Below are 8,838 nucleotides of genomic sequence, written 5' to 3'. Positions count from 1 at the left end.
CCCGCACAGGGGCAACGCTAATAGACCACTAGCAAATCAAGGAAAGGCCAAAGCCATAAGAACACGGACAAAAGCGCTGCCCCGCGCAGGGGCAAACGCTAATAGCCAAATAACTTAATTAATAAAGAATCAGAATAAGCAAAGACAATATAAAAAATCAAAATCAAAATCAAATAAGAAAAACAAAAAAACCACCCCAAACCCCAAGCCCCGCAGGGCCCAATCACATTCCTCCACATAACGCCAAAAAAATCCAAACCCAAACGCCATTGCATGAAATGCAAAAAACAACACATTTCCCCACTTAATAACAACATCAAAAACCCCCAATACCGCTTCAACGCCGAATAAAAACGATTTCAGCTATAGTCGCCATTTTCCAGCACCAGCCGGGCAAAAAAGAGCCCCAATAAGCCCGCCAACAGGAGTCAAAAAAATGAACGCCCGCGAACCCGCTTTCATCTCCGCTTCGCGCAGCGCACGCCTGCGCCAGATGCTCATCAGCAACGAACTCGAATTCATGATGGAGGCCCACAACGGTCTCTCCGCCCGTATCGTCCGCGAAGCCGGCTTCAAGGCGATCTGGGGTTCGGGTCTCGCGATCTCCGCCCAATTCGGCGTGCGCGACAACAACGAAGCCAGCTGGACGCAAGTCGTCGACAACCTCGAATTCATGGCCGACGCCAGTGATCTGCCCATCCTCCTCGATGGCGACACCGGCTACGGTAACTTCAACAACGTGCGACGTCTCGTGCGCAAGCTCGAACAACGCGGCATCGCCGGCGTCTGCATCGAAGACAAGCAATTCCCGAAAACGAATAGCTTCATCAACGGCGAAGCGCAGCCGCTCGCCGATATGGACGAGTTCTGCGGCAAGATCAAAGCAGGTAAAGACTCGCAGTCGGATGAAAATTTCTCGATCGTCGCACGCGTCGAAGCACTGATCGCCGGCTGGGGCATGGACGAAGCACTGCGTCGCGCGGAAGCCTATCGGCAAGCAGGCGCCGACGCGATCCTGATTCACAGCAAGCTCTCGCGTCCCGATGAAATCCTCGAGTTCGCGCGCGAGTGGGCCGGCCGCGGGCCGCTCGTCATCGTGCCGACCAAGTACTACAGCACGCCCACCGAAGTGTTCCGCGAAGCCGGCATCAGCACGGTTATCTGGGCAAATCATCTGATCCGCGCGGCGACCTCGGCCATGCAAGCCGTCGCCAAGGAAATTCACTCAAGCGAAACGCTCGTCAACGTCGAAGACAGCATCGCGGCCGTCAACGAAATCTTCCGTCTGCAAGACGCCAACGAATACTCGGAAGCCGAAGACCGCTATCTGTCGAGCGGACGCTCGGCGGGCTCCGGCATCGTTCTCGCCGCAAGCCGCGGCAAGGGCCTCGAAGCCGTCACCGAAGATCGTCCGAAAGTCATGCTGCCGATCGCGGGCAAGCCGCTGTTGCGCTGGCTCATCGATGCGTTCAAGAAGCAGAGCGTCAACGACATCACCGTGGTCGGCGGTTATCGCGCCGATGCGATCGATACGGCCGGCATCAGGCTGGTCGTCAACGAACGTCACGCGCAAACCGGCGAGCTGGCGTCGCTCGCCTGCGCAGTCGACAAGCTTGCGGGCGATACGGTCATCTCCTACGGCGATCTGCTGTTCCGCAGCTACATTCTGCGCGACCTGGTCGAGAGCGAAGCGGCGTTCAGCGTGGTGGTCGATTCGTCATTGACCGATGCGGAAAACGCCAGCGTGCGCGACTTCGCATGGTGCTCGGCTGCCGACGATCGCGGGCTGTTCGGCAACAAGGTCACGCTGCGTCATGTGTCGAGCGGGCAGGAGGCCGCGTCGGCCATCGCTTCGCAAACGCCGCATGGCCGCTGGGTTGGTCTGCTGAATGTACGCGGCGAAGGGCGTGAGCGTTTGCAAGCGGTCCTCGGCAAACTGCAGGCACGCCCGGATTTCGATTCGCTCGATATGCCCGCGCTGCTGAACGCGCTGATCGAAGCTGGTGAATCGATCGAAGTGCAATACGTGCATGGCCACTGGCGCGGTGTGAACGATCTGGAAGACTTCCGTCGTGCCGGCGATTTCGCGCATGCACAAGCGCCGTTCGCGGCGGCGGTCGACAACCGGAAGAACGCAGCCAGCGGAGCCGCGCAATGATCGAGGCAGCACAGTTCGTCGAGGCGGCGCGTGAACGCGGCTTCGACTGGTATGCAGGCGTACCGTGCTCGTATCTGACGCCGTTCATCAACTACGTGTTGCAGGACGAATCGCTGCATTACGTCTCGGCGGCGAATGAAGGCGACGCGGTTGCGTTGATCGCGGGCGTCACGCTTGGCGCACAGAACGGCCGGCGCGGCATCACGATGATGCAGAACTCCGGCCTCGGCAATGCCGTGAGTCCGTTGACCTCGCTCACGTGGACCTTCCGTCTGCCGCAATTGCTGATCGTGACGTGGCGCGGGCAACCCGGCGTCGCGGACGAACCGCAGCACGCGCTGATGGGCCCGGTCACGCCCGCGATGCTCGATACGATGGAGATTCCGTGGGAGACCTTCCCGACCGAAGCCGACGCGATCGGCCCGGCGTTGGATCGCGCGATTGCTCACATGGATGAAACCGGCCGGCCGTACGCGCTCGTAATGCAAAAGGGCAGCGTGGCGCCGTACGAGTTGAAAGAAGGCGCCGCCAGCGCTCGCCGCGTGCCGGTCGCGCCGCGTTCGCAATTCGGGAGCGTCGCAGCGAATGATTTGGCTTCACGTCACGACGCGCTGCAGAAAATCATCGCGCACACGCCGCTCGAATCGACGGTGGTGCTCGCGTCGACCGGCTTCTGCGGTCGCGAACTCTATGCCATCGACGACCGTCCCAACCAGTTGTACATGGTCGGCTCGATGGGTTGCGTGACGCCGTTCGCGCTGGGTCTGGCGCTTGCGCGCCCTGACCTGCACGTGGTCGCGCTCGACGGCGATGGCGCCGCGCTGATGCGCATGGGCGCATTCGCGACGCTCGGCGCGTACGGCCCGTCGAATCTCACGCACGTGCTGCTCGATAACGGCGCGCACGACTCGACTGGCGGCCAGGCGACGGTGTCGTCGCAAGTCTCGTTTGCGGGTGTGGCCGCGGCGTGTGGTTATGCGTCGGCGGTCGAAAGCGACGACGTCAACGTGATCGACGAGCTGTTCGAAACCGCGCCGTCGCCCCATGGTCCGCGCTTCGCGCGGCTGGCGATCCGCCGCGGCACGCCCGATGGCCTGCCGCGTCCCACTATTACCCCGCCCGATGTGAAGACGCGCCTGATGCGCCACATCGGCGCCGCTTAAGGAGTGTGCTCAATGCTGCTGCTCAATCCCGGCCCGGTGACGCTCACCGAACGCGTCCGCAACAGCCTGTTGCAAACGGATCTGTGCCACCGTGAAAGCGAGTTTTTCGATTTGCAGGAAGAGGCGCGCACGCGTCTGGTCGATCTGTATGGCCTCGCCGCAGGCGAATGGCAAGCGGTGCTGATGACCGGTTCCGGCACCGCTGCTGTCGAAAGCATGACCGCCGCGCTGGTGCCGCAAAACGGCAAGCTGCTGGTCGTGGAAAACGGCGTGTACGGCGAGCGTATTTCGCAGATCGCCACGCAATACGGCATCGCGCACGAGTCGCTGAAACACGACTGGATGCAGGCGCCGGATATCGCGAAGATCGCCGAACGCCTCGACGCGGATAAAGCGTTCACTCACGTGGCCGTGATTCATCACGAAACGACGACCGGCCGTCTGAACGATCTGCAAGCGCTCGGCGCGCTGTGCCGCGAACGCGGTCTGCGTCTGCTGGTGGATGGCGTCAGCAGCTTCGGCGCTGAAGCGATCAATTTCGCCGACGCCTGTCTCGACGCCGTCGCGGCGACCGCGAATAAGTGTCTGCATGGCGTGCCGGGCGCGTCGTTCGTGCTGGTGCGGCGCGCGGCGCTCGTGCAGGCGGCGAGCCGCACCTACTACCTGGACCTCGGGCGCCTCGCGCGTTTGCAGGATCAGCGCAATACGCCGTTCACGCCGTCGGTCCATGCGTATTACGCGCTGGTCGAAGCGCTGCGCGAACTCGCCGACGAAGGCGGCTGGCAGGCTCGCCACGCGCGTTACGCGGCGCTCGCCGAGCAGGCTCGCGCGGGCCTGGCGGAGCGGGGCATCGGCAGCGTGTTGCCACCGGAGCAGTCGTCGGTGGTGCTGCGCGCGTATCGTTTGCCGGACGGCGTGGCGTATCCGCAACTGCACGACGCGCTGAAGGCACGCGGCTTCGTCATCTATGCCGGCCAAGGCGGGCTGTCGGCCGAACTGTTCCGCATCTCGACGATGGGCAACATCCACGCCGCCGACATCGACCGTCTGCTGCAAGGTTTTAGCGAGCTGACGCGCTAAAGCACGCGATCAGTCGCGCGTGCTGTTATGGTCCGGTAGTGATCCGGTAATACGCGCGCAGTGCCGTCACACCGGGTCTTTGTCCGGCGGCCCATCCGGCCGTTGCGGCTCCTCGGTGTGATGACCCGGCGACGGCGGCACTAGCGGATCGGCTTCCGGGTCCCGGTTCGGATCGGCGTTCGGGTCGGGAATCGGGCTGGTATGCATGTCGTAGCTCATTGCATCACCTTTGGGTTGAGAGGCGAACGGAAAGCGGGGGCGGTACGGCCGCTGGCGGTCGAACTCACCTGCACGCCGACCGTTTCCTTCTAGCGTAGGCGATCCAGCACGCCGCGCACCCCTTACTTTTTCCTGCGGCGCCCCACGCTCAATTGCCAGTAGTGTTCGGTCGCGAAAACGTCGTCGTAATTGCCTGCGCCGAAGGCGCGTAGCTGGCTTGCGTAAGCGTTCACCGCTTCGCGTTTGAGCTGCGTGCGGCGCGGAAGATCAATCGTGTGGCCGACGCTCGGATAGGCCGGCGTCGCGACGATGCCGCGTTGCGCGAGGTCGGCGAGCCGCGCCTGCACGACGCCGGGCGTGCGGCGGTGGATCGCGTCCTCATAGGCAAACCACGTGAGATGCGACAGGCGCGGCAGGATTTCGCAGCAGGCTTCGAATACCAGCACATGATCGTCATGATGCAGGCCGAGCGGCATGAGCAGCGTGTTCGCGGTCGTGCGGTAGATGGTCTCTTCAAGCACGGCCGCCAATTTGCTGATCGACGGCGAGTCCATGTATTGGCTGCCGCGAAACGGCATGCGTAGCGGAATCGCGTCGAGCACTTCCAGCGCGAGGTTGTCTTCGAGCGTGCGGGCGTGGGTGGCCTGATGAGCGCTCGTGAAACCCGATTTTTCATCCCATTCGGTATGCATCTCCTGCTCGGGCGGCGCGGCGAACACCGTGCAGACCGCGGCGTCAGGATGGGCGGCGAGTAGTGCGCCGCAACTGAAGACGGCGTCGTCGAAATGGGGCGAGACGATGAAAAGGCGTGGGCTGGTTTCGCTCATGGGACATGGGGTAGTTTCGAAACGCGCGCGGCCGCATTCGAAGCTTCAATATTGCGCGCGACAAACTTGCTGGATTGGCGGCGTCACATCAGCTTAGGCGGAATCGGCGCGGTTTGTGTAACCGGTGTGATCGACGCAAACTGCATGCCTGGGCGGGCCGGTTCTGCTGTGGGTTCCCGCAGAGGCTCACCGTTGTGCATCTAGCCTATCCCGAACATGCTCACCTTTAACGGGCGCGCTGTTTCCCGCCAGTGCCGCCGCGCGGCTGAACGCGGCCGCAATGGTCGCCACGACGTCGTCGCGCAACGTGGCGTTGGCCATTCCTAGTGCATACGACGGATGCCAGGTCGGCACGATCAGGCGGCCGCCGTGAGCGATGGTTTGCCCGAGGTATTCGGACAGATTGACGTGCGGGCCGGTCAGTGTTTGCAACGCCGTCGCGCCGAGTGCGACGATGACGCGTGGCGCGACCCGCGCCAGTTCTTTTTCCAGCCAGTACTGGCAAGCCTCGATTTCGCGCCACACGGGCGTGCGATGGACGCGCTGCTGGTCGAGCGTTTCCCATTTGTAATGCTTGACGGCATACGTCAGATACAGCGCCTCGCGCTCCAGCCCGGCGCGCGCCAGCACGGTGTCCAGCAGTTGACCGGCTGGCCCGGTGAAGGGCTCGCCGTGCTGGTTCTCGTGCTCGCCCGGTTGCTCGCCAATCACCATGATCGCGGCAGACGCGGGCCCGGCGCCCGCAACCGCCTGCTTCGCGTTGCGCCATAACGCGCAGCGCCGGCAGGTGGCGAGCGGGCCAGTGGGCTCCCGCAAAGGGGGCGTCACGGCCGAATACTCGATCGGTGGCATGGGCGGAACGGTGACGGCCGCGCTTTGCGCGCCGAGACGACTGCGTTCGCGCGCGAGGTGTGCGGGCAGCGGTGGACCCGCGGGCGGCCTTCTCCAGTAGCGCAGCGGCACCGGCGACGGCTGGGCATTGAAGGCACTGCAGTAGTACGCGAGCCAGAGCGCTTCCGTGGGGGTGCTGGTGATGGCTTCGCCGGTCATGGCGTTGACCTCCAATACAGGCGCGGCTTGCTCGCACTCCGCCACCAGTGGCCGGTCGATGCGCAGCAGCATGCCGTTCCAGAACACCGCGCCGTGCGGCGTGGCCAGCATCCACGTGGAATTGCCCGTGCGCTTGGCGAACCGCTCGGCGGCACGCTCCAGCAAGTCATGATGCGGCTCGTACCAGCCGACGAATTCGGGCGGCTCCATCGACGGATCACGCCGTCTGAACAAGGTGAGTGTCAGCAGATCCTCGGTTTCGCGCTCGATAGTCCGGATGCGTCGATCCAGCAGCGCGCCGTCGGGGTCGTCGAGATCGAGGACGTTGCGCTCGCCGCGCGTCCAGCGCCATAGGACGCGGTACAGCAGCGCCCAACGGTCCGGCGCACGGAAGCACGCCGCCGTTTTCAGCCAGGAGAGCAGTTCGCGGGGGATCGCGGGCGTGGCGAGGACCGGGGCAGGGCTGGCGGCGATTCCTGTCTCGGAGGCGCCTGCCGTGGCGAAGGCGGACTCAGTAGCCAGCACGCCCGGCGCGCCGGCTTTACCTTCAGACCCTTCAGACTCAAGCCACTCAATCTGCGAGGGCTCGACACCTTGCTGCAGCAGCACCCGCGCGGCGCGCCGCCATATGGCGAAAGACGGTTCGATCGGAATGCGTTTCATGCTGACGCGGCGTGGGTGCGCGCATCGAGATGCGTGTACCTATGCGGCCAAAATACTGTATGAATATACAGTATGCGCTAAAACGCCGGTCGGGATCAAGTCAGCCGGATCAGGGCGACGCAACGACGGGCGCACGTCATTGCAACCGATGCGAAGACACGTCCGCAAGCAGACAGGTATTTCCGTTACGCGGCGCATCACCAGGGAACGACCCTTCCGAGGTAATCAAGGTAATGCAGGCCGGCGCGCCCGTCATAAGCCTCGATCGTATTGACCAGGTTCGGAATGCTTTCCCCGATGGTCAAGCGCGCCGTAGGACCGCCCATGTCTGTCTGGACCCATCCGGGCGCCATCAGCAGGAGGCTGCGCGGAGACTCGGCGCTGCGCGCCGCGAAGGTCCGCATGAACATATTCAGCGCGGCCTTGCTCCCCCGGCAGACTTCGTAATTCGCGTTGGTGGCATTCGTGAGGCTGCCTTGCCCCGACGACATGACACCGATCGTTCCAGTCGGCGGGACGAGGTCCTGAAACGCGTCAATGACTCTCATCGGACTCAGCGAGTTCGTTACCATCACTCGCACAAACTCCTCGGTCGAGACGTCCGCGATCGTTTCACCACCATCGTTTACGACGCCTGCGTTCACAAAGAGCACATCGATACGCCGATCTGCAAGGCGGGCGCGCAACGCTGCGATCTGTTCTGGAATCGTGATATCGACAGTTTCTACCTCGAGCGCACCAGCGGAGGCTTGCGCGACATGCCTCAGCTTTTCGGTCGAACCAGTTCGCCCGGTGGCGATGACCTGATAGCCGCGCTTCAAATACTGTTCGACCATCGCAAACCCAAGGCCGCGGGAGGCGCCGATCCGGCGATCCATTGTGGCATCCTCGTCTGGAGAATGACCCGGTTCATCGTTGGCTTAGGCAGCTCGTTCTCAGAATGTGCCGTCAGCAGGTGTCACTAGGTTTGTGATCAGCCTCTACGTTCGGTCTCGACCATTCAATTCCCGCGCCGGTTTGTCCACGGCACTGTCGCGCTCAAGCTAAACGTTGCGCAGATCTTCCGGCGTATCCACGTCGCGCAAAATCCCGGGATCGTCGACATCCAGCCGCATTACCCGCTGCGAGGTCAACAGCGCGCGTGCGCCGGTGTCGCCGTCGAGCGCGATCAATGCGTCCCGATGCTCGATGCCGAAGCCGACCGGATGGCCGCGCTGGCCCTGATAAAACGGCGCGACGATCGAAGCGCCGCCGTCGAGCGCACGCGCCACTTCTTCGATCGTCGGGGTGGCGATGCGCGGCATATCGGCAAGCGCGACGATCCAGCCCTCGGCGTCGTCGCTGGCTTCGATGCCGGCGGCGAGACTCGCACCCATGCCACGATTGGCGCTCTCGGCGAACACCACGTCGCAGCCGGCGTCGTTCAGGAGGCGCGCGAGGGCGTCCGAGCCCGGCCGCACCACGGCCAGCACGCGCGAGACAACCCGTAGCAGCCGGTGCGCCGCTTCGTGCGCGACGGGCGTGCCGTCGGGCATCTGCGCGAGCAGCTTGTTGTGCAGGCCGTCCGGGTCGAAGCGGGAGCCGAAGCCGGCGGCGAGCAGCACGCCAGTAGCGAGCGAGGCGTAGGCCATGGGCGGGCACCGATAGGAAGGATGTGCCCGATTGTGCGATGCAACGC

At 63.5% G+C, this 8,838-nt stretch carries 8 protein-coding genes; 3 read left to right on the top strand and 5 right to left on the bottom strand.

Annotation, left to right across the window (positions count from 1 at the left end):
* The first annotated feature begins 436 nt into the window (after nucleotides 1–436).
* Genes aepX through M0D67_RS39150 form a run of 3 tightly spaced genes read left to right on the top strand, consistent with a single transcriptional unit; the run spans nucleotide 437 to nucleotide 4,401 of the window.
* On the top strand, nucleotides 437–2,158 hold the full coding sequence (aepX, locus tag M0D67_RS39160) for a phosphoenolpyruvate mutase (RefSeq protein WP_266242774.1): 1,722 nt from the start codon (nucleotides 437–439) through the stop codon (nucleotides 2,156–2,158).
* Nucleotides 2,155–3,321, top strand: a complete 1,167-nt coding sequence (gene aepY / locus M0D67_RS39155) for a phosphonopyruvate decarboxylase (protein ID WP_266242772.1) — start codon at nucleotides 2,155–2,157, stop codon at nucleotides 3,319–3,321. Before aepX ends, aepY begins: the two co-directional genes overlap by 4 nt.
* Before the next feature lie 12 nt (nucleotides 3,322–3,333).
* The gene (locus M0D67_RS39150) at nucleotides 3,334–4,401 is read left to right on the top strand and encodes a 2-aminoethylphosphonate aminotransferase (protein ID WP_266242770.1); all 1,068 of its coding nucleotides are present in this window, start codon (nucleotides 3,334–3,336) and stop codon (nucleotides 4,399–4,401) included.
* A 66-nt stretch (nucleotides 4,402–4,467) separates the two neighbouring features.
* On the opposite strand, the gene M0D67_RS39145 is transcribed toward M0D67_RS39150, so the two are convergent.
* From M0D67_RS39145 to M0D67_RS39125, 5 genes are all read right to left on the bottom strand, one after another.
* Entirely contained in the window at nucleotides 4,468–4,620 is a 153-nt protein-coding gene (locus M0D67_RS39145; protein ID WP_165614491.1) for a hypothetical protein, read from the bottom strand.
* 122 nt (nucleotides 4,621–4,742) lie between these two features.
* The gene (locus tag M0D67_RS39140; protein WP_266242751.1) at nucleotides 4,743–5,447 is read right to left on the bottom strand and encodes a PIG-L family deacetylase; all 705 of its coding nucleotides are present in this window, start codon (nucleotides 5,445–5,447) and stop codon (nucleotides 4,743–4,745) included.
* Nucleotides 5,448–5,633: 186 nt separating this feature from the next.
* Nucleotides 5,634–7,160: a UdgX family uracil-DNA binding protein gene (locus tag M0D67_RS39135; RefSeq protein WP_266242749.1), complete on the bottom strand. Its 1,527-nt coding sequence runs from the start codon at nucleotides 7,158–7,160 to the stop codon at nucleotides 5,634–5,636.
* Between the two features lie 197 nt (nucleotides 7,161–7,357).
* Entirely contained in the window at nucleotides 7,358–8,038 is a 681-nt protein-coding gene (locus M0D67_RS39130) for an SDR family NAD(P)-dependent oxidoreductase (protein ID WP_266242747.1), read from the bottom strand.
* Between the two features lie 165 nt (nucleotides 8,039–8,203).
* Nucleotides 8,204–8,791 (bottom strand): NTP transferase domain-containing protein, encoded by a 588-nt coding sequence (locus M0D67_RS39125; protein ID WP_154560059.1) that lies wholly within the window; start codon nucleotides 8,789–8,791, stop codon nucleotides 8,204–8,206.
* Nucleotides 8,792–8,838 lie beyond the last annotated feature (47 nt).

Source organism: Paraburkholderia sp. SECH4, assembly GCF_030511745.1.
GTDB classification, from domain to species: Bacteria; Pseudomonadota; Gammaproteobacteria; order Burkholderiales; family Burkholderiaceae; genus Paraburkholderia; species Paraburkholderia madseniana.
Note: the sequence above shows the minus strand (reverse complement) of the source record. Positions and strands in the feature narration are given on the sequence as shown.